General features: G+C 67.9%; 19 protein-coding genes. 3 read left to right on the forward strand and 16 right to left on the reverse strand.

The genetic code is table 11. The features are described from left to right. Positions 1-1038: 1038 nt before the first annotated feature. From F4561_RS25565 to F4561_RS32855, 13 genes are all read right to left on the reverse strand, one after another. Positions 1039-3684 (reverse strand): OmpA family protein, encoded by a 2646-nt coding sequence (locus F4561_RS25565; RefSeq protein ID WP_184582424.1) that lies wholly within the window; start codon positions 3682-3684, stop codon positions 1039-1041. A gap of 115 nt (positions 3685-3799) precedes the next feature. Then, positions 3800-4192 (reverse strand): pilus assembly protein TadG-related protein, encoded by a 393-nt coding sequence (locus F4561_RS25570; protein ID WP_184582426.1) that lies wholly within the window; start codon positions 4190-4192, stop codon positions 3800-3802. Continuing rightward, entirely contained in the window at positions 4189-4599 is a 411-nt protein-coding gene (locus F4561_RS25575; protein ID WP_184582428.1) for a TadE/TadG family type IV pilus assembly protein, read from the reverse strand. Before F4561_RS25575 ends, F4561_RS25570 begins: the two co-directional genes overlap by 4 nt. Continuing rightward, a complete protein-coding gene (locus F4561_RS25580; protein ID WP_184582430.1) occupies positions 4596-4982 on the reverse strand; it encodes a TadE/TadG family type IV pilus assembly protein in 387 nt (128 codons plus the stop codon). Before F4561_RS25580 ends, F4561_RS25575 begins: the two co-directional genes overlap by 4 nt. Next, complete coding sequence (locus F4561_RS25585) at positions 4979-5164, reverse strand: hypothetical protein (protein ID WP_184582432.1); 186 nt, start codon at positions 5162-5164, stop codon at positions 4979-4981. Before F4561_RS25585 ends, F4561_RS25580 begins: the two co-directional genes overlap by 4 nt. Before the next feature lie 19 nt (positions 5165-5183). Then, positions 5184-6065, reverse strand: coding sequence for a type II secretion system F family protein (locus F4561_RS25590; RefSeq protein WP_184582434.1), 882 nt, complete (start codon positions 6063-6065; stop codon positions 5184-5186). Continuing rightward, positions 6062-6925: a type II secretion system F family protein gene (locus tag F4561_RS25595; RefSeq protein WP_221445623.1), complete on the reverse strand. Its 864-nt coding sequence runs from the start codon at positions 6923-6925 to the stop codon at positions 6062-6064. Before F4561_RS25595 ends, F4561_RS25590 begins: the two co-directional genes overlap by 4 nt. Continuing rightward, positions 6922-8271, reverse strand: a complete 1350-nt coding sequence (locus F4561_RS25600) for a TadA family conjugal transfer-associated ATPase (RefSeq protein ID WP_184582446.1) — start codon at positions 8269-8271, stop codon at positions 6922-6924. Before F4561_RS25600 ends, F4561_RS25595 begins: the two co-directional genes overlap by 4 nt. Beyond that, positions 8268-9032, reverse strand: a complete 765-nt coding sequence (locus F4561_RS25605; protein WP_184582448.1) for a CpaE/TadZ family protein — start codon at positions 9030-9032, stop codon at positions 8268-8270. Before F4561_RS25605 ends, F4561_RS25600 begins: the two co-directional genes overlap by 4 nt. Continuing rightward, the gene (locus F4561_RS25610; protein WP_184582450.1) at positions 9032-9733 is read right to left on the reverse strand and encodes an SAF domain-containing protein; all 702 of its coding nucleotides are present in this window, start codon (positions 9731-9733) and stop codon (positions 9032-9034) included. Before F4561_RS25610 ends, F4561_RS25605 begins: the two co-directional genes overlap by 1 nt. Positions 9734-9776: 43 nt before the next feature. After that, positions 9777-10313 carry a hypothetical protein gene (locus F4561_RS25615; RefSeq protein ID WP_184582452.1) on the reverse strand — a complete coding sequence of 179 codons (537 nt, stop codon included), beginning with the start codon at positions 10311-10313 and terminating at the stop codon, positions 9777-9779. A gap of 269 nt (positions 10314-10582) precedes the next feature. Continuing rightward, positions 10583-11080 carry a hypothetical protein gene (locus F4561_RS25620; protein ID WP_184582454.1) on the reverse strand — a complete coding sequence of 166 codons (498 nt, stop codon included), beginning with the start codon at positions 11078-11080 and terminating at the stop codon, positions 10583-10585. 428 nt (positions 11081-11508) lie between these two features. After that, complete coding sequence (locus tag F4561_RS32855; protein ID WP_246437288.1) at positions 11509-11700, reverse strand: hypothetical protein; 192 nt, start codon at positions 11698-11700, stop codon at positions 11509-11511. Between F4561_RS32855 and F4561_RS34085 the strand changes: the two genes are divergently transcribed. Further along, positions 11659-11934: an ATP-binding protein gene (locus F4561_RS34085; RefSeq protein WP_376773707.1), complete on the forward strand. Its 276-nt coding sequence runs from the start codon at positions 11659-11661 to the stop codon at positions 11932-11934. The two genes, F4561_RS32855 and F4561_RS34085, sit on opposite strands and share 42 nt — an antisense overlap. Before the next feature lie 831 nt (positions 11935-12765). Here the strand turns inward: F4561_RS34085 and F4561_RS25630 are convergent. Further along, positions 12766-16167, reverse strand: a complete 3402-nt coding sequence (locus F4561_RS25630) for a CHAT domain-containing tetratricopeptide repeat protein (RefSeq protein ID WP_184582458.1) — start codon at positions 16165-16167, stop codon at positions 12766-12768. A gap of 161 nt (positions 16168-16328) precedes the next feature. Here F4561_RS25630 and F4561_RS25635 point away from each other — a divergent pair, with 161 nt between their 5' ends. Together F4561_RS25635 and F4561_RS25640 are read left to right on the forward strand one after the other, a co-directional pair. Continuing rightward, positions 16329-16778, forward strand: a complete 450-nt coding sequence (locus F4561_RS25635) for a hypothetical protein (protein ID WP_184582460.1) — start codon at positions 16329-16331, stop codon at positions 16776-16778. A gap of 4 nt (positions 16779-16782) precedes the next feature. Beyond that, positions 16783-17754 carry a hypothetical protein gene (locus F4561_RS25640; protein ID WP_184582462.1) on the forward strand — a complete coding sequence of 324 codons (972 nt, stop codon included), beginning with the start codon at positions 16783-16785 and terminating at the stop codon, positions 17752-17754. Here F4561_RS25640 and F4561_RS25645 read toward each other — a convergent pair. Together F4561_RS25645 and F4561_RS25650 are read right to left on the reverse strand one after the other, a co-directional pair. Next, positions 17672-18865, reverse strand: a complete 1194-nt coding sequence (locus F4561_RS25645; RefSeq protein ID WP_184582464.1) for a C40 family peptidase — start codon at positions 18863-18865, stop codon at positions 17672-17674. The genes F4561_RS25640 and F4561_RS25645 overlap by 83 nt on opposite strands. A gap of 7 nt (positions 18866-18872) precedes the next feature. After that, positions 18873-19694 carry a replication-relaxation family protein gene (locus F4561_RS25650; protein ID WP_184582466.1) on the reverse strand — a complete coding sequence of 274 codons (822 nt, stop codon included), beginning with the start codon at positions 19692-19694 and terminating at the stop codon, positions 18873-18875. Between the last annotated feature and the right edge of the window lie 6 nt (positions 19695-19700).

A 19700-nucleotide genomic window follows, 5' to 3' on the forward strand; every position in this document is an offset into this window, starting at 1 on the left:
TGATGATGCGGGTGGTAGGGGCGCGCTGGCCAGCGGTCGCGCAGGTCGCAGCGCGCCCCTCTTTTTAGAACGGTAGGCATAGGTGTCCTCGCATAATGACTCAGCCAGGGCTGTTTAGCGCACAGGGCGCTGCCAGTTTTCGCATTTCATAAGCCATTGAACACATTCGTGCCTACCGTCTGGCCGCCCACTATTGAGTTATCAAGGATCAGGGGCGTTTCCGCGTATGACATGGCCGGGAGTTATGGGCGTTGCCCGTGCCAGGGTCGCGATGCCTCACGCTAGAAATGGCGCTAATTTAGGCATGGCTCACCTGCGCTATTTTTCGGATTAGGCGTTCCCAGGCCGGCTGTCATTGGCGGGCCCGTGAGGTCATATAATGACCTGACGTTTGATCGTTGGCGCGCGTCAGGCGCGCTGTCGAACTTTTTGGATTTGGCGGGTTTCCCCGTTTCACCACCTAGGGCAACTTGGGCCCGTAGTTCGTGTCAACCCCCTTTCTTTGCGGTTTCCGTTTTCCGTTTTTCCGTTGTTGTGCGACCACCACACCTCGCCTCCGCCCGGGGCGTCAACGGGCTTCGGGGGATTTTTTCGATTGATTTTCTCGAATGGGTGTTCGGGCTGGAAAAACGCGCCCGATGAACCGTTGACAAACAACGGGCCGCAGAGCTATAAGCGCGCACGCACTCAGACACAAACTATTCCCATTTAGGTGATCATGAAGAAAATAATCTGTTCCTATTTTGGTGATCACATAATGATGGTTCTGAGTGTTGGAGATACTGGGATGTGGTTTGTTTTAGACGACCGGGTGAGATCCGGAAACATAGCGATGCCGGTACTTGAGGGGTCACTGGCCGATGTTCCCGCCCCGTTCATACGGTTCCTACGCCACCTGTGGTGGCGAGTCGGGAGAGGCGCTGGAGGGGGGACCGGGGCCATGCCCTGGGGGCCCGTCGGTGTTACCCCCTCCAGTCCTAGGTGGACCCCCTAATGGAGCCCTCACTGGACCACCCGCTGGAGGGGTCCACTTAATTGTTAGCGAGGGCTGCTGTGGCGCGGTTTCAGAGGAATTGGTTTCTTCTCTGGTGGCTCCACCGCTGTTAATTCAGCCAGGAGCTGCGTCGTTGTGATGCTCGGCTCAGCGTCGATGACCGTCAGGCGCGTAACGAGTTGTTCGTAGGTGCGCCGCGCCGCGTCAGGGCGGTTCTGCTGGCGTTGCAATCGCATGATTTCCTGGTAGATCACTTCGTTGTACTCGTCGACGGTGCGTGCGCGTTCCAGCCAGTTCAGGGCGTCGGTGGGTGCGGTGGCGGCGTGGGCCAGCTCAACGCAGGCATCAGCGACGGCTCGTGATCGGTTCTGTCGTTCGGGCTCCACCCAGGGCTCGGTGAGTTCGGCGAGCAGAGGACTGTGGTGCAGGCGCACTGCCGCGGCGAGGTGGTCGTGGCGTTGTGGCGGTTGTGTGGCGCGGGCGCGGGAAAGTTCCTCGTCGAAGGCGAGGACGTCCGCGGTGACGAGGTCGCTGTCGAGGTAGTAGCGCCCAGCGGTGTGGATGACCACCTTGGCCTGGGGATCGTCGAGCATGTCGCGGATGACGGCGCGTAGTGCGGAGATCGCGGTGTTGCGCAGGTTTTTGGCGTGTTCCGTGTCGGCGTCCGGACTCAGGAGATGGCTGACGTCCTCGCTACTGACGCCGTCCGGGCGGAGCGCCACCAGGGCAAGGAGGTGGCGGCCGCGGGTGCGCAGCCCCGTGGTCAGGGCGCGGCCGTCGACCTCGATTTCGAGGTTCGGCGCAAAAAGCCGCAGGTGTACGCGGGCGTTCTCGCTGCTGGCAGGTGCGGGATCGCACCTGGGTGTGGCGGGGGAATGAGCGGTGGACGCGGGCTCGCAGGCGGTGTCGGGCGGTGCGTGGTCGTCCTCGGCGGGCTCGGAGTCCTCGGTGGCCGTGGTGGGGTTCGCGCGCTCTTCTTCGCCGTCGACGCTGCGGGCGTGCGCGACCAACTCCTCGGCGACCTGTGTGGGTGTGAGCGCGTTGACGTGGAGTCCCACGAGGCGCTGCGCTCCTGCATCAGGACCAAGGTCGATCTCGAGGGTGTCGAGGCGCTCGCAGGTGATGGGGCGCGCACGTGGCCATGCCCCGGCGATCACGACGATGATGCCGGACTCGGGCCCGCGCTGAGCCAGCATCGCGAGACGCTCACTTAGCTGCGCCGAGGGGCTGCCCACGATGAGCAACGTCCAGTTCGTAGGGGCGGCCGGTACGTCGTGCTCGTTTTCGAGGCGTTGGCGTGCCGCGGCCACCATCAGGGCCTCGGCGCGGATGACCGCGTCGGTGGTGTCAGAAGCAAGGGTCAGCCGCGGATGCCAGCTGTGGTCATCAAGACCGAGGTGGGTGGCCACCTCGTGGGTGGTGAGCACACTGGTGTGTCCGTGGAGGGCCGCCACGGTGAGCGCGGCAATGACTGAGGAAGTATAGGTCCCGGTGATGGCCAGGCCCTCATCGGCGGCGACACGCACGGGCTCGCCCTGCTGTGTTGCCAGGAGCACGCGCGCCTGAGAGTCGATGACACCGGCATCAGTGTGGGGGGCGTCGCCAGTGGTGGTCTCGCCGGTGGTGGTCACCGCAGCCTCGTCGCTGGCTGGCGTGTCCGGCGCGGTTGAGGGGGGTGGCGTGGGCGTTGGGGCGCGGCGCCGGCCGAGCCACCATCCCGCGCCCACCCCTGCGCCGCCAGCCGCGGTCAGGGCCGCCAGGCCGGACAGCGGGTCGATTCCGTTTTCGCCGGCAGCGGTGTCCTGCTGTGGCGCACTGGGCTCGCTGTCGGATTCATCGTCGGAGGTGCTGGGAGGCGTCTCTTGTGTGGGCGCCTGCTGGGGTGGGGTATCGGCGGTGGGGGGCTGCGGCGGCGCCAGGGTGTAGGTGATCTCAACACGGCGCTCTGCTGGGGCGCCGAGGTCGTCGCTGTCGGTGCGGGGATGCTCATCGGCCACGCCGCGTGCGGTGATGTCGGCAGTTGGGAGGTGATTCTGTAGGTACTGCGCGACGGTTTCGGCACGCTTGTGGGAGAGCGCGCGGTTGCGCTCAGGGGTGCCGCTGGTGTCGGTGTGACCAGTGATCTCGATGGTCTCGGCGGCGCCGTAGGTCTCGATGATGGCGCGCGTGTCGTCCAGGCTCTCGCGCATTGTCGGGGTGATCTCGCTGGAGTCCAGGCTGAATCCCGAGAGCACGCGGGTGCGTTCGACTGGGGCGGGATCGGTGCTGGTGTCGGTGGGGCCGGCTGCGGTGTGTATGTGCTCGTGGGAGATGGGTGCTTCGGCCACGGGTGGGGCCGTTGGAGGCGCCTCAGTAGGTGCGGCGCTTGCGGTGCTGGCCAATCCCCCGCCGAGCGTGGTGATGGCCAGGAGCCGCAGTGGCGAGAGACGGGGCAGACGGCCACGCAGCAGGGCCACCACGTCGAGGGCGACGAGCGCAGTGAACACGGCCCAGGCCGCCCACGCGACGGCGATGACGGCGGCGGCCAGTACCGGTGGGGGCACAGTGGCGCTGCGCAGCGATGCCCACAAGTAGGAGGAGGACACATCGGCCTGGGCGAGCGGCCATCCCAAGCTGAGCAGCACCAATGGCGCGGCCAGGATGAATGCGAGGGTGGCGAGTGCGGCGATGGCGGCGCGCGGGTTGCCCATCAGCGTCCTTCGTCTCGGGCGCCCTGTCTGTGGCCGCGGTGGAGGTGGGCCCAGGGCCGCGACACGGGCGCGGTGTCGGGTGAGTGCGCACTGGTAGCTCGACTCTGCCTATCGGTCAAGGAGCGCGGGCCGCGGCGGTGGAACGGGCCTCGGCCATCCGGGTGCCCACTGGGAGCAGCACCGAGGAGTAGGGGCGGCGCGCGGTCACGGTGATTGCTTCGGTGGTGACCTCAACCTGCCCACTAGCCTGGGAAGTGCGCAGGTGGGCGCGCGCGGCCTGGGCTGCCGCGGTCTCATCGAGGCGGCGCTGTCCCGTTGAGCGAAAATGGGCCAGGTCAATCTCGTTTGCTCCGGCACGGGCGGCCTCGTGGGCAATGCTGCTGGCCTGGCCGCGTTGGATCAGCATGCCTCCGGCGTCCCACACCAGTCCCATTGCCGCGATCACGGCCGTCATGATGGCGGTCATGAACGCCGAGACGTGTCCACGCTCGTCGCGGGGATGGGTCATGGGTGGCCTCGGTACCGGTCGATGATGGCGGTGGCGCTGCCGCGTATGTGGCGAGAAGGGCCGACCACCGCTAGGTCGGAGGTGTCGGTGGTGCAGGTGAGGGTGGCGGTAACCGTTGATCCGGGCCGCAGGCCCTCCAGCTGCAATGCCAGGTCGACGTCCACGCAGGCCAGGCCGTGGCCGGCGAGGCTGTCCTCAACGGTGTCGCTGGCAGCAGCCTGGGCGCTGGCCTCGTCGGTGTGCAGGGTGGCGCTGCGCGCCGCGGCATGGGCGACCGCGTCCACACTCATCTGCGCTGAGACTTGGCGTGCGGCAAAGACCATCACCAGCGCCACCACCATCACACTGGGGGCGATCATGACCAGCTCAACGGGGGCGGCGCCGCGGTCGCGGCGCACGCCCGTCATGGACTCTCCCGCACGCCGGCGCGCTCGACCGGGGCGCTGAGCTCGGCGTGTACGGGTGGTTCCCAGCCGGGTACGGGGCCGCGGATGAAGGCGCGGACCTGGACGGTGGCGGTGGCAGTGGTGCGGGTGACGCTCACGTCGGTGCCGCGCAGCAGGCGTCCACCCAAATCTTCGGTGACCTCGCTGGCGCGGGCCTCGCCTGTGGCGGTGCTCGCGTCGGCGGCGCGTGTGGCGGCCAGCACCTGCTCGGCCATGGCTTGGGCGCGGTGTTGGGCGTGGGCCCACATGGCCAGTTGCACGAGGACCATGACCATGGTCATGGCGAGTGGCAGAACCAGGACGAGGTCGGTGCTGCCTCGCTCGGGAGCGTGGCGCGGCCTCACTCGTCGACACCCAGGTCGATGCTGGAGGCCGCTTCGATCATGGTGTCGTAGAAGATCGCTCCGACGGCGAGGGCGATCGTCACGGCGGTGGCGGTGATGAGGATGTATCCGGTGGTCTGGTCTCCTCGATCAGAGCGCCAGACGTGCGCAAGCCACTGGTGAAGCGCGTTCACTCTCAGCATGACCATCATCTCCTTCGTCTTAGAATCCGGCGGAGACCTGAGCGATAGCGGGAAAGAGAATCGCGAGGAGAAATCCCAGGACAATGCCCATGACGGGCACGCTCATGCGTTCGGTTCTCTCGTTGGCGGCTGATTCGGAGTTGGTGGCCTCGCGTGCCCGCAGTGAGGCCGCTTTCGCGGTCAGGCTGGTCTTGATGCGCGCACCGTCGGCTTCGGCGGCCTGCAGTGAGGAGGCGATCTCGCTGAGCTCGTTGACCTCGGTGCGTGCGGCGAGGTCGGCGAGGCCCTGCCAGCCGGGTTGGCGGTGCACGGTCGCGGTCTGCAGTGCCAATCGGATGCGTGAGGCGGCCCAGCCGGAGCCGCGCTGGGCGGCGTGGGTCACGGCGCCCGAGATGCCCGCACCTCCGGCCAGCAGGATCACGACCAGGTCCGCCAAGGCGCTGGTGGCGCTGACCAGCTCGGAGCGGCGCTGGGCAGCGCGGCGGCGTACCGCTACGTCGGGGGCCATCCAGCAGCTCACCAGGCACGCCAGGCCCACGCCGATCCCCAGCCCTGGGGGCACTGCGGTGTCGGTCATGGCGATGACGCTTGCCAGGATCGTGGGCACCGTCACGCCCACCCCAGCGGCCAGCGCCTTCTCGGCCAGATAGTCAGCCGCGTCGTGGTCGCTGGCGGCGAGGTCGCGGCGGACGCGCTGTGAGGGGACACCGACTGTGGCCAGTAGTGGAGCGCTCATCAGTCCAAGTTGGTGTTTGCGTCCCTGGCTGGTGCGCTCGGGCGCGGGGCGCGCTGAGGGGTCAGCGAGGAGATCGGCCAGGGTGGGGCGGCGCAGGCCATTGGCGAGGAGCACGACACCGGTGGCCACGCAGGCGCCGGCCAGGGCCGCGGTCAGAGTGCTCATGTGGCCCCTCCTTCAACAGTGAGGATCCGTTGGCCCAGGTCGGGGTGTGCCATGCGCGCCATGGCCGACAAGGACACCGCCCAGATCGCTCCCACCAGCGCCAGCACCAGTTGGCCGGCCACACTGTCATAAGGGGTCAGGAAATCCGGGGTGAACACGACCAATCCGGAGGCCATGACGACGGTGACGGCCACGATGATGCGCACCGAGGAGCGCAGGCGCGCCCGGCTCGCAGCGATACGCGCGAGCATGATCGAGCGCTCCCGTGCCGTCTCAGCCAGACGCGCCAGATAGGCGCCCAGGTCGGAGGCGTGCCCAGACAGCCCGGTCGCCAGGCTCACCGCGACCAGGTCCGCGGTGGGCACGCCAACGCGCCGTGCGAACTGCGCCAGGGCCACCTCGGCGTCCTCGCCCTCGCGCAGGCGACGGTCCAGATCCGTGACCTCCTCACGAATCGCTGCGGGGGCGGCCTGAGCACTGGCCGCGATCGCCTGGTGCAGACCCGCGGCCCCAGAGATCTCATCACCGAGCAGTTCGGTCCAGGTGGCGACCGCGTCGATGCGCTCCGTGGCGCGACGGGTGGCCACGTCGGGCCCCAGCACGGGCGGCAGCCACCACAGGGCGGCGGCGGCCAACACGGCCGCCACGGGCCATCCTGTGGCCACACCGACCGCCAGCCCGGCCACAAGCGCGCCCCCGAGACGCACGACGGCGTCGCGGCGACGGAGCCGCGCCAGACTCGATCGTGTGCGCGCTACCACCGAGGAGGCGGAGGCGGCTGCGCTCGCGGTGAGCACGGCCAGGTACAGCCCTCCCGCCACCAGTGCCCCGCTGACCGCGCTGATCGCCATGCTCGTCATCGCGCCCACCCGTGTTCGCTGAGCACGCGCGGGTCGAGCCCAGCCTCCTGCAGGGCCTGGGCCACCCGCTCGCTGGGCGGTGCGGCCAGACGACGCTGACCTGTGGCCGGGTCGCGTCGATAGATCTCGTTGGAGGCCACCTGGCCGCCCTCCGCGCCGACCACCTCACGGACACTGGTCACCATGCGCACTCCATTGGGGCGGGAGTAGATGTGCACGATCAGCGGCTGGGCTGCGGCAACCAGCAGGCTGGTGGCCTCACGGCCGAGCCGTTCGGGGGACTGGGCGGTGTAGGCCGCAATCTTGGTCATGACATCCTGGGCGCTGCTGGCGTGGATGGTGGCCAGGGACCCGTCGGTGCCCATGCTCATCGCGGTGAGCACCGCGAGTGTCTCGGGGCCGCGCGTCTCACCGACGATCACCCGGTCCGGGGACATGCGCAGCGCATGGCGCATGTGATCGGCCATGCTGATCTCACCGACCCCTTCCAGATTGGGCGGTCGGGCCTGCAGTGCCACACATTCCGGATGGGCCTCGTCGTCGTGGTGCAGCCCCAGCTCGAACGTGTCCTCGATGGTGACGAGGCGTTCGTGGGCGGGGATATAGCTCGCGATCGCGCGCAGGAGCGTGGTTTTGCCCGCGCCGGTCGCTCCGGAGATGATCATGTTGAGTCGTGCTTGTGTGGCTGCGGCCAGGAGTTGCCGCGCCAGGTCATCGACCATGCCGCGCTCGTGGAGGTGGCGCAGCGACATCCGTCGCGAGTCGTGGCAGCGGATCGCCACAGCCGGGGCGTGGGAGACGTCCATGACGGCGGCTAGACGCTGCCCTGCGGGCAGTTGCACGTTCAGCAGCGGCGCGGAGGCGTCCCATCGGCGCTCGCCTCCGGCTGATTCCGCGGCCAGGCGTCGCACGAGCGCGATGAGTTCGCTGTCGTTGGCGGCGATGGGCGGGCGTTGCTCGCGCCGGCCGTCGGTGAAGCGCATGAACACCTGGCCACCGATGATGTTGATGTCCTGCACTCCGGGCTCGGCCAGTAGTTCCTCCAGCGGCCCCAGCCCGCTGACACGGGCCAGTACCGTACGGCGCAGCCGCTCCTCGTGATCGCGGCCCAGCGGCATTTGCCCACGCGCGATCGTGGTGCGGGCGTTCTCCTCCAGCACTGCGGAGAGCACTTCGGCCGCCCGGTTGCGGAATGCGCCCCCGGAGAGGGGGGCTCGCCCGGCCGCCTCATCGTCGGTGGCTGCTGCCACCAGGCGCCGCGTGACCTCAGCGGTCACCTGCTCGACCGTGGCGTGGTCCAGGTCGGTGTCCTCGGCCTCTGCGCGCCGGTGCGTCGTCTCGCTCATGATCCACCACCGGTCGCCACCAGGTGGCGCAGGCGCCGCTGTTGCTCGTGGTGCTCCTCGCCCAGTCGCGTCACCAGGCGCTGCGCGGCGCGCATCATTGGTCGCCGCCCTATGCGCCCCGTGGCGCCCCGACCACGAATGAAGTTCACTGCGGCATCGTCATGGGGCACACGCGCCCACACCGGCAGCCCTACTTGCTCGGCGATTTCCTCGTCGCCGAACTGCGCACCGCGCACGGCCAGACCCACCGGCGCACGCAGATGCTCAAACATCGGGGCGCTCTCGCGCACCCGGCGCAGCTGCGGCGCGTCGGCGTGGGCCACCACGACCACCGCATCGGCGTGGCTCATCAGCTGCGCACCAGCGGAGCCGGGATTGGCCCGCCCCACATCCACGATGGTCACGGAACTGTCCCGCCGCAGAATGGCACCGTTGGCAGCCAGGAGCTGCACCGCAGCCGCACCATGGTAGGCACTCGAGGGCGCGACCACGACTGGTAGCCCTCCTGTGAGCATCCGGGCGTGGCGAAGCAGCGCATCGCCCGTACTGCCGGCATCGGGCGGTGTCGCGCGCAGCTGGGCCGCAAGAGAAACCACGCCCACGTCGGTGCCGAGCCCGCGCCAGTCAGCGAGGTCGCCGCCAGAGGCGTCGGCTTCCACCAGCACCGGTGGCTCCTGCCAGGTGGGCCACCACGCCGCCACAGCCACTGCGAGCGTGCTCACCCCTGGAGCGCCCGCCAGCGAGCACAGGGCCACGATCATCAGGTCCCCTCCTCCGCGACGACCACCAGCCGCAGCGTTTGCTCTCCAGCGGCGCGCGCGACGTGGGCCGCGTCGCCAGCAGAGACGACGAGCTCCACCACAGCATCCACGCCTGGTTCTGCGTCCTCGCTTTTCTCGATGGTGTGCACTCGCCCGTCAACGGCGCGCCCGTGGTCGCCAGAACTCTGCGACGGCTCCCCGGCGTTCTCATCGCCGGGTTGGGGGGCCTGCCCGGAGGCGTCAGTGATGATGGCCACGTGGGAACCCTCGCTCGCCGAGGCGGGCAACGCTCCCGGGGCTAACGCGGCCGCCACGACCGCCTCGTTCGCGCCCGGAAACGCCGCCTCGGATCCCAGAACGCCCTCGCTTAAGGGAGCCCCTTCGGCGACCGGTAGCGCGAGGCGCTGCCCCGCAACGTCGGCCTCGCGCGCATCCACCACGTGGGCGGAATCCATGCCCGTGACGTGGGCCACCGCAATGTCGTCGTCACCAAGCACGTGGCCAGCAGGAAGGTCAGTAGCGGCCGTGACCACAGGAACACGCTCCTCCTGGCTCAGCGCATCCCATCCCACCCCGATGCCTGCCCCCAGGGCGATGACCGCCGCCGCGCCCGCATGCCTCATCCACTGGCGACGCGGGGCCGCCAATCGCAACTGGCTGGACTCGCCTCCTCCGGGTGACGCCCCCTTCGCTGGTCTCACCCCTCGACCTCCCTGCGCTTGTGGAACGGTGGATCGACAACCTTTAGCTCCGCGTCACAACTCCAAAGGACTCCCCTACCTCGACCTGCGCGGTTTCTGAGGTCACCAGGGGATCCAAAGCGCCACTGTCCTCTCCCGAGATCGCATAGGTCACCACCCAGCGCACCTCCACAGAAACCGCGTAGACCCCATCTCGCTGGTCGCTGGAGGCCTGGGTGTAGGTGTGGCCGCAATCGGGTGAGGCTTCCTCGGCGGCGAACTGTTCGGGGTCCCACGCGGTGCCCGGCCCGTCGCAGGTGACGGTGGATCCGTCGCCCATGTCCCACGTGGACCTCTGCGGGCGGGCCGTCACCGTGACCTCTCCGCCCGGCACCGACGCCTCGGCCGAGACCGTTTCCCAGGAGGAGTCCTCCAGCCACAACCAGACCGGCACCCCGACCAACTGCTCAGTGTCAAGGGCGGGTGAGCCCGCCATCTCTGGGGCGGGCAGGATCATCTCATCGCGGGCGGTGTGGGCGATGGTGACCGGATCCACCGCCTGCCCGTCGCTTCCTTGGGAGAAGGTGGTCGAGCATTCCATCTCCCCTGGGGCCGCCGGGCGCTGCGTACATGCGGGCTCCGCATCGGCCGGCGCCTCGGACTGTGCTGGCGGCGTGGTGCCGCCGCCCTGGTCGCCTTCAGGCTGCGCCGGTGTGGATTCCTGCGACTCGGCCCGCACCTCACATCCGCGGCCGCCCTGGGAGCCACAGGTCGTCTCCCCGAGAAAACTATTGTCAGGGTCATCCGACCATGCTGGTGCCGGAAACAGCCACACGAGCACCAGCACCGTCGCCACACAGCCGGCGCGCTTCAACATGTGCCTGGCTCCCATATTCGCGTGTCTGTCACCAGCCAATTCAGCGCGTCTTTGCTGATCGTGGCGTCCACGCGGATATCCACGTCATCAGAGGGAGGTTCCCCTTCTTCGACCCATTCCGATGCGTCCATGCAGTCGCGAATCTCGACTTCTGAGGAATCGGATGACCGCACCTCAATGTCGTGGACGGGTTCGCCGACCAGGGGCTCCTCAACACCTTCCATTCCTTGGCGCATGAGGGCGGCGGCCTGGCCAGATGCGTATTGGTCGAGGTCAGAATGATCGGGACTTGCATCACGCGAGGCTTCGACGACCACATCCCACATGTGCTCGTAGGCAGTGATGGCCTCGGCGGCGGGGTCGTCTGATTCGGTCGCGCTCGCGGTCGGGGGATCCTCGGGGGTCGAGGGTTCACTAGTCTCTGAGCTGCATGAACTCACCAGGAACACCAGGAGGGCTACGGATACCCGTTCCCCGATTCGGCCAACCATTCACACCACCTCAACTCCGGCACACAACCGAAATTGCCACCCAACAACTCAGAAACGTAACACCGGGTTCTTTGCCAGCCAACCCTTATTCACGAACTCCAGCGTCCGGAAACGGTCGCACTCACCATGTCGAACCAAAAAACTGCAGCGCACATACGCTCGCACAGGTCACGCCCACCGGACCGAAATAACAGGCAACACCCAGTTTGCCCGAATTGGCCTAAATGTACTTCATCGAGTAGAAATCGAACTTGCGAGGCAATTCACCCCGATCTCACCGGGATTTCGCAGGTAGGGATCCAGTTGCCACCGCAAGCACCATGAACCGGGGCAGGCCTCATTATTTTCTCCTGTTCAGGGCTTGATTTCTAACGCCAAGGCGAGCGCTGATCGGTGTCCGGCTGCCACCTACTGCAGCGGCCGGTGGCCTACACACCGAGGAGGCGCTCATGCAGACACACCCAGCACCCGCCGAGCGCATCGTTGCGCGGTTCCCCGGTCGCGATGGCGTCTATGCCGGCGCTGCGCGCCGGTGGGTCAGCCGCCACACGGCCCAACGCCTCGATCACCACGACATCGTGACGGTGGCCGCAGAACTGGTCGCCAATGCCATCACCCATTCGCACTCCTGGGTGGTCACTGTTGAGCTAAGAACCGCGCATGGGGTGGAGTTAGTCGTCACTGACGAAGGCGGGCGGCCTAGCCACCCACACCGCTGTGATGATGTCCTCGCCACTCATACGCATGGGCGTGGTCTTGCCATCGTTGATGCGCTTGCCAGCGCATGGGGCGTGAATGGTGATGAGCATGGCCGATCTGTGTGGGCCTGGTTCCTACCGCAGGAGCGAGCATGATGTTGGGTCTGTTCGCGCCCGCCCGCGGTCGACGCACCCGCGCACGCACACGGGGACCACGGTCCCCGCGCGACCCCCTGGCGAGGGCCTCCACGGCCGCCCAGAAAAGGGCCCCACGTGCCACTCCCCCGATAATCGACGTCGAGCGCGACTGCCGCGCACCCACCGAGCGGCTGCACACTGCCCTGCGCGCTGCCGGCCACCGCGTCTACGGAACCGCACATCGCAACCTCGCCGTACTGTCCGTGAGCCCTGAACTGACGATCTGGTGCTCTCCGGACACGTTCACCTGGCGCGACGCTCACGGTCGCACACGGTCCTGCCCGACGTCGCGCAGCGATGCGCTCCAACACATCCTCATGTCGCGCTAGGAGCACACCGGCATAGCAACGAGAATCTGAGTCTTTACGAGAACCTACGTCTAACCGATGAAGTGTAGTTATTCGCACCGTGCTGAATTCTTGAGGGCACGCTCAGCACGGTAGGAAGTCCAGTCGCAAGGGATCGGTATACCCAAGGTGACGTGCCCTGCTATTCCTGTGGCTATGCGGAGCCCCACGTAGATCCGCAGGAGCTGGGAGAGTGCGCTCGAGAGGTCACAGTTCTGGCGAACGCTGCCCTTCCAAGCTAGCCCGTCAAGGGCCGGACTCCCGATGGACCGACGCCTCTTGGAGACAGGCTTGGGAAGAACAGGGAATCGAAGGTGGGCCGGTGCGGATTCCCCGCAATTTGCGGGCCGGCAGCGTTGAGTGGCCTCGGCGTCCTGCAGCGGGCCCGGCCGGCCAAAACGGCGTGGCAAAGGAGTTCTGCGGTGGTCTCCCTGTGGTGGGGTCAGGCCCCGGTGTGGAGGTAGGCCGCCCATAGTGAGGGCACCTTGGTCCGGTCGTATCCCTGGGGTAGGTCCGCTCCGTCGCGGACGGCGCGGACGGCGGAATGGAGGGCGTAGGCGGCCCGGTCGGGATCCAGGTTCCCGTTGGGGCCGCGCAGGTGGGTGTAGAAGCTGTCGGCGACGGTGACGGCGATGCGGTCGTTGATCTCCCACAGGGTGCCCACGACGTGGGGGAACCCGGCCAGTTGGAAGGCTGAGGCTACATGGATGGCTTCATCGAGGAGGTCGGTGTCGTGGATGGCTGCGGTGTTGCACGCCGAGAGGTAGGCCAGCCTGGCTTCATCCAGGCGGACTGGGCCCAGGCTGGCCACGGTCAGCGGGTCTTGGGCGTGGTCACTGAGCAGGAGCCGGCTGTGGGAGGGGGCGTCGGGGTCGGTGGTTCCGTGGCAGGCGAAGTGCGCGATCGCGCATTCGGGTAGGCGCTGCAGGACCCTGGCCTTGGTGGGCACTACCGTCGGGTCGCCGTCGGCCGCATCGGGGTCGGGGGTACACAGCACGGTGGCGCTGGGCAGGTGGCGGCGTGCTGCGGCGGCCTCGTCGGCCGCGTACGGCAGTGCCGCTTGACCGTCCAGGTCGGGGGTGGTGGGCATGGCCACGACCAGCGCCGAATCGTCCGATGCCGGGGTGGTGTCGGTGGTGTGGCGGCGGGCATAGGCCAGCGCCTGCACTGTGGGGGTGTAGGAGGAGATGACCCGGTCTATCACCGTGCGCCGTCCCGATCCGGCCGGGTCGCTGTGGTAGCCGGCGGCGTGCAGGGGCAGCAGGCCCAGCACCCCGCCGGGTACCCACCACACCCGCGGCCACGCACTGCCTTCGGCGGGTTCGTCGTGATAGCCCAACGCGTGCAGGACCGGGCCGGTCACCGCATCCCACAACCATTCCAACGTCTGCACCAGGGTTTGCTCCGCGGCCACCCGCTCGGACGGATCTTCTGCCCGCAAAGCGGTGGAGCGAGCCTGAAGGAAGGAAGCGGTCCGATCCGCCACGATCTGCTCTGTCAGTCCGGGCAGTTCCAGGTGGGTGATCCCGGCGGTGGTGAGCAGCAGCGCGTCACATCGCTCGCGGCTGGTGGTGAAGACCACCAGCGGCCCGTGGTGGGCCTGGTCGGTGAGTTCCTCCACGGCGGGCACTAGGCCGAAGGTGGCAAACCCCTCCAGAGAACGGATGCGCTCCATAGTCTCGGTGAACTCCCGGGCCAGACGGTGCCGGTCGCCGAACCCACGCGGCGTTCGGGCGTCGCTCTGTGTGCCATCGGCGTTTGGCCCGGTGGGCGCTTCCCAGTCGGTGATGCCTGCCTCGGGCCACCGTGGTTCGGTGGGGGCGTGTCCGGGCTGGTCGAGGAGATCGCGCAGCTCGACGAATTGGGCCGCCAATTCGGGATGCTGCTGGTACAGGTCGCTGAGGTCGCCACGGGTTTCCAGGGCCTGACTGAGCAGGACGCCCCGCCCGGCCTCCAACATCCCCAATGCCCGCTCGGCGCGCTCGCGCGGACTCGCGTGGGGATCGGTCAGCGCCATCGCGGCAGCCTCGTCCGCCAACCCGGCGAAACGGCTCAGCGCGTACTGCTGGTCGCCGTGCCTCAATTGGTGTGGGGCTACTTGGGGCAACAGCTCCACCGCATCGTGCAGCAACGTGGCCGCCGTGGCCGGATCGGAGGAGCCCATCAGGCGCGCCGCCGCTCTCCCGATCCGGATCCTCCATGAGGGAGGCGCCGAGGTCACCTTCCAGGCATGAGTGAAGGCCGACACCGCCGCGTCCCGATCGGCCTGCGCACCCTCCCGTTCGAACCGGGTCTGCAGTGTGCGGCCGAGGTGGGACAGGTACATGGCGCGGTTGGGGTGGTCCTCGGGGGTGGCCTGGATGGCCTGTTTGCCAACGGTGATCGCGTGGTCGAGGTCCTCCCGCGTCCCCACGCGTTCGAATCGGATCCCCAGTGCTGCGCTGAGGTGGGACAGGTACGTGGCGCGGTCGGGGTGGTCTTCGGGGGTGGCCTGGACGGCCTGTTTGCCAGCCGTGATCGCCTGGTCGAGGTCCTCCAGTGCGCCGGTGCGTTCGAACCGGGTTCGCAGTGCTGCGCCGAGGTTGGACAGGGATACGGCGCGGTCGGGGTGGTCTTCGGGGGTGGCCTGGACGGCCTGTTTGCCAGCCGTGATCGCCTGGTCAAGGTCCTCCAGTACGCCGGTGCGTTCGAATCGGATCTGCAGTGCTGCGCCGAGGTGGGACAGGTACGTGGCGTGGTTGGGGTGGTCTTCGGGAGTGACCTGCACCGCGCCTCGCAGGGCCGTGATCGCCTGGTCGAGGTCCTCTAGTGAGCCGGTGCGTTGGAACCGGGTCCCCAGTGTGTTGCCGAGGTTGGACAGGGATACGGCGCGGTCGGGGTGGTCTTCGGGGGTGGCCTGGACGGCCTGTTTGCCAGCCGTGATCGCCTGGTCGAGGTCCTCCAGTGCGCCGGTGCGTTCGAACCTGACCCGCAGTGTGTTGCCGAGGTTGGACAGGGATACGGCGCGGTCGGGGTGGTCTTCGGGGGTGGCCTGGACGGCCTGTTTGCCAGCCGTGATCGCCTGGTCGAGGTCCTCCAGTGCGCCGGTGCGTTCGAACCTGACCCGCAGTGTGTTGCCGAGGTTGGACAGGGATACGGCGCGGTCGGGGTGGTCTTCGGGGATGACCTGCACCGCGCCTCGCAGGGCCGTGATCGCCTGGTCGAGGTCCTCCAGTGCGCCGGTGCGTTCGAACCTGACCCGCAGTGTGTTGCCGAGGTTGGACAGGGACGCGGCGCGGTCGGGGTGGTCTTCGGGGATGACCTGCACCGCGCCTCGCAGGGCCGTGATCGCCTGGTCGAGGTCCTCCAGTGCGCCGGTGCGTTCGAATCGGGTCTGCAGTGCGGTGCCGAGGTTGGACAGGTACACGGCGCGGTTGGGGTGGTCCTCGGGGGTGGCCTGGACGATGCGTTGCCACACTGTGACCGTGTTGGTGATCAGAGATGGGTCGGTGGAGCCCAGTGCCTGCTTGAGTTGACGGGTGGCGGTCGGGGCTGCGGCCTGGGCGAGTATAGGTACGAGCTCCTCGGGTAGGGGGGTCACGTCGGCGAGGAAGCACGGGGTGAGAGTCTCTACTGCGGCCTGGGCGGCGACGTGGCGGTCGCGTTCGGGCAAGGCTAAGACTCCGTACCAGTGGCACCACCCCAGAACAAGCCGGACGTCGAGATCCTGGGGAGCCTCCTGCAGGAGGTGGGCCAGCTCGCGAGTCTGGCGTAGCGCCTCCGGTTCCAGTACCGCAGAGACATCACCGGTGTCTTCGACCCGTTGAAGCCGCGCTCGCATCGCGGCCAGCACCTGCTCGCGCACACGTTCCCCCCATCTGGGTTGCCGATCCGTCACCGGATGCTAGCTGCGCGAACCCCGGCATATCGGGGATTTGCTCCGATAGGCTCGATCCGGCCACCACTCTCAACACCCCGGCGCGGGGCAAGCGTGGAAAGCGAAGGACGACGGGAGAAGGGAGCCTTGTGAGCGAGGCGCCGGAGCGCACACGCGACGAGGTGGCGGTGATGCTGGCCATCCTTTGCACCCACACCGACCAGATCCGCCACACCCTGCACCCCACTGCCCAGGGGGCGGCGCTGGTGGAGGAGGTGCTGCGGGCCGCCCGCACCGGCGCCGATGTGGCCACGCCGCTACACACGCTGGACGCCATCCTGCAGTCACTCGGTGATGCCCACGGGGTCTATGCCTACGCCGAAACCAGCGGCCCCCACACCTACACCTGCGGTGTGGCCAGTGCCGGCAGCGGGGCCCGCGGGCTTCACCTGGCCGGAATCGACAGCGCCCGGCCCGGTGAGGCCGACTACCGGTGCCCAGCCGGGCTGTGCGCGCGCTCCTGGCGGCCCGATCCGGCCAGCCCCGTGCCCACCTGCCACGTCACCGCTCAACCACTGCGCCGCACCCCCCGGACCTGACCCCATGAGTGGGCTGCTGGCAACGCTGGGCACCACGCTCACCGAACGGTGGGTGAGCCTGCTGGCCCTACCCGGGATCCTGTATCTGGCCGTGGCGGCCACCGCCCGCATGCTGGGCCACGCCCACGCCCTGGACCCGCTCGTCCTGGTGGAAACCATCACCGCCCACGCCGAGAACCCGCGCGTGGCCACCGTCGGCGGCCAGGTGACCATCGTCGCCGCCGTCCTGGCCGGCAGCGCCGCCCTCGGCCTGCTCGCCCGAGCCCTGGGCGGCCTCATAGAAGGCCTGTGGCTAGCCGCCGACTGGCAACGGTGGCCACCCCCACTACCCCGCCTGATCCACCCCTGGGTCGCGACCCGCCGCCACCGGTGGGCCACCCGCCGCCGCACCCTGGAAGCGGCCGACCGTTCCCCCGAGGGCGGCAACCGGGACGGCGCCGGCGCGGTGGGATCCTACCGGGCGGCCTACGACCAGATGGCGCGCGTCTCCGCGGAGGAGCCGGAACGGCCCACCTGGTGTGGGGATCGGATCAACGCGGTAGCGCGGCGTCTGCGGCGCGACCATGACCTCGATGTGGCGGTGGTGTGGCCGCACCTGTGGCTGATCCTGCCTTCCGAGGTGGCCACCCCTATCACCACGGCCCGTCAGGATGTGGCCCGCGCCGTCGGCCTGGCTGCATGGGCGGTGCTGTATTTGCCCCTGGCCGTGTGGTGGTGGCCCAGCGCGCTCATCACCGTCGTGCTGGGGGTGCTCAGTTGGTGGAAAACCCGCAGGGCTATCGACACCTACGCCACCCTCATCGAGGCCACCATCCGACTCCACACAGGAGAGTTGGCCCACCGGCTAGGGATCAAGCACACCGGGCTGCTCACCCCGCAGGTGGGCGAGGACCTCACCCGCCGACTCCAGGCCAGCCTCCCACCCGCCCCCACCACCCCACCCACAGTGAACGCCACGAACCCACGAACCCGCTGACATCGCGCTCCACCGCGTGCCGCTTGAGCGAAGCGCCTAGCCATCCCAACACTGTCCCCGGCCATTCAACCGGCCGAACTGCCCCGGCGAATGCGCTGGCGTAGTAGTCCATGTCGATGGGGTCGATACGTACGACCTCGCCAGTCGCAGGTGCGTTGATCATCTGGCCGTCTCCCACATACATGGTGACGTGGCCGGGTTGTGGGTCGGGGCCGCGGTTGTAGAACAGCAGGTCACCGGGCTGGAGCTCGTCGCGGGAGACCCGGGTGCCTGCCTGGTACTGGTCGGTGGTCACTCGCGGGATGTCGACGCCGGCTTCCTGCCAGGCACGCATGGTCAGTCCCGAGCAGTCGAAGGCGTCGGGGCCGGTGCCGCCCCATAGATACGGTTTGCCGCGTTGGTCGAGTGCCCACTCCACGGCTTGCTGGCCAGCCTTGTTCCCGCCTTCGGCGAGGACCTCGAGTGGCAGGCTGTCGTAGTGCTCGATCTCGGCCATGACGTCCTCGACGTACCAGTCGGCGGGATTGTAGCGATACAGCGCTTCCCGCACGTCCTGTTCGTCGGCGAACTCGACGTTGTCGCCACCAGCGCTTTGACACAGCTCAACCGCTGTGGCGGCCACCGAGTCGTAGACGTTGTGCGGGTCGGCGTTCCCATCATCGTTGGCATCGACGCCGTAGTCGGCCCAGTTGGCGGGCAGGTGCTGGGTGACGCCAACCGCTCGGTCGTACTCATCATCGTCGTCCCACCGACCGTCGTCGGTGTCGTAATGCGGGGTGAGATTGCCGCCGGTCCCACTGCCGTCCAGTCTCGGTCCGATGAATGGTGGGGCTGTGTCGCCGGAGGAGTCAATGTCGACGGTCGCGCCGTGGTCGGACTCGACTTCGCCGATGCCGGCGAGGATCGACCATCGCATCCCGGTGCACTGGTCGTAGCCCTCGGCATCGTCGAGGTAGGTGGCGCCGCGGGTGTAGGCGTCCAGTAAGACCGGGTCGATGCCCTCAACCTGGGTTGGGGCCGGAGGGGCGGCGCTGGTTCCTATTGCTGCGGCGGAAATGATGACGGGGATGAAGATGACTGCGGCGCCAAGACCGATTATGAGTTTGAGCATGCGCCGCTCACAGGTGGGCGAGGTCGAGGAGTCGGTGGCGACCGTCGTGTGACGGGCTGGCCAGGCGCCAGATGTATCCGAGTGGTCCGGTGCTGGTGAATTGTGCGTGGGTTGTCAGTCGCACTGGGACGTCGCTGGTGAGCACTGGTCTGAGGCGTGCGGCGAGATGGGATTCGCGGGCGTCGCTTTTCGTGACGATCAAGACGGGGGTGATCAGTCCGCTGTGTGCTGCCAGGTTGGCGTATCCGGTCATCTTCGCGGAGACCCGGTCCAGGGTTTCTGTTCCGGTGTCGTACTCGAGGAATGCCTCGATGGTGGTGTCGTTGTGGTGCCAGCGTGCGTAGGCGTCGGGGCGTGTGTGCTCTCCCCATTCGACCGCGCATCTCCTTTCGTCCCACCAGGTGGTGAGGGCGGCATGAGGTGTGATGCGGGCGATGGTGAGGGCGGCGACGTAGCAGTCGAGTACACCTGTGGTGTGCGACAGGCGGGAGGAGTGGGCGAGGGAAAGGACATGGTCATGGCGGTAGCCCAGGTCGTCGATGGAGATGTTGCGCGCCTGAGCGAGGATGTGGGCGCCGGCTGGGGCGAGTACCCAGTGCCATGGTGCTGACCCGTTGCGGCGGTGGGGACGGAATCGCTCGATGAGCGAGAGGCGGTGCAGGTCAAGCAGGCGAGTTCGGGCGCGTCGTGACGTTTGGGTCGTGAAAAATAGCCCACCGATGTGGGCGGTGGTCAGAACCCGGTGGGTGTGCAGCGCGTCGAGGATGTCGTAGTCACGTTGGGTCAGGCGGCTGGCAATCCGGGCACGCTCGGCTGGGTTGAGTCGCATCCTGTT

This window comes from Lipingzhangella halophila (genome assembly GCF_014203805.1).
In the GTDB taxonomy this organism is placed as follows: Bacteria; Actinomycetota; Actinomycetes; order Streptosporangiales; family Streptosporangiaceae; genus Lipingzhangella; species Lipingzhangella halophila.